1 protein-coding gene is annotated in these 1,048 nt (G+C 56.9%); it reads right to left on the bottom strand.

Annotation, left to right across the window (positions count from 1 at the left end; translation table 11 throughout):
- Positions 1-1,048, bottom strand: a 1,048-nt coding sequence (locus KVT38_RS33380; protein ID WP_217598044.1) for a sugar ABC transporter ATP-binding protein, incomplete at both ends; no start/stop codon positions are given.

Below are 1,048 nucleotides of genomic sequence, written 5' to 3'. Positions count from 1 at the left end.
GGCGAGCCATCTGCCGAGCATGACTTTCTGCTGGTTGCCGCCGCTCAGGTTCCCGACGATCTGCTCGACGGACGGGGCCTTCACGTTCATCGACCTTTTATATTCGTTGGCGACCTTGACCTCTTCGTTCTGGTTGATGACGCCGCTTCTGGCGATGCCGTGCAGATTCGCTGCCGTGACGTTGCTCTTGATGTCCTGAAGCAGGAAAAGGCCGTCTCCCTTGCGGTCTTCCGTAACGTACGCGATGCCCGCTTCGATCGCGTCGCTCGTATGCTTGAACGAACGGCGCTTGCCCTCCACAAGCAGCTCGCCTTGCAGTTTATAAGACTTCGGATTGCCGAAGACGCTGAGTGCCAGCTCCGTCCGCCCCGAGCCCATCAAGCCGGCGATCCCGACGATTTCTCCTTTTTTAACGTGCAGGTTGGCGTTCTTTACGACGTTTCTGCCCGAAGGGGCGTCGTAAGCGGTCCAGTCGCGGACCTCGAGGATCGTGTCGCCGAATTTCTTGTTCGTACGCTTCGGATAAATATCCTCGATCTCGCGTCCGACCATGTTTTTGATGATGACGCCTTCCGTGATCTCGCCCTTGGCGGCGTCGAGCGTGCAGATCGTGCGTCCGTCCCGGATGACGGTGGCCTTGTCGGCGATGGAGATGACTTCCTTGAGCTTGTGGGAAATCATAATGCAGGTGATGCCCTGATCCTTCAGTTCGCGAAGCAGTTCGAGCAGGTTCTCGCTGTCGTTCTCGTTGAGCGCGGCCGTCGGTTCGTCCAGGATGAGCAGCTTCACTTCCTTGCTGAGCGCCTTGGCGATCTCGACGAGCTGCTGCTTGCCTACGCCAAGATCTTTGATCAGCGTCTCCGGATTGACGTTCAATTTAACCTTATTCAACATGCGCTTGGCTTCGACGATCGTACGGTTCCAGTTGACGACCGCGCCTCGCTTCACTTCGTTGCCAGCAAAAATGTTCTCGTAGACGGTAAGATCCGGGAACAGCGCGAGTTCCTGATAAATGATGGCGATGCCGGTCTTGACGCTGTCGCTGATC

The sequence above is a fragment of the Cohnella sp. GbtcB17 genome (assembly GCF_019091135.1).
Classification (GTDB): domain Bacteria; phylum Bacillota; class Bacilli; order Paenibacillales; family Paenibacillaceae; genus Cohnella.
Note: the sequence above shows the minus strand (reverse complement) of the source record. Positions and strands in the feature narration are given on the sequence as shown.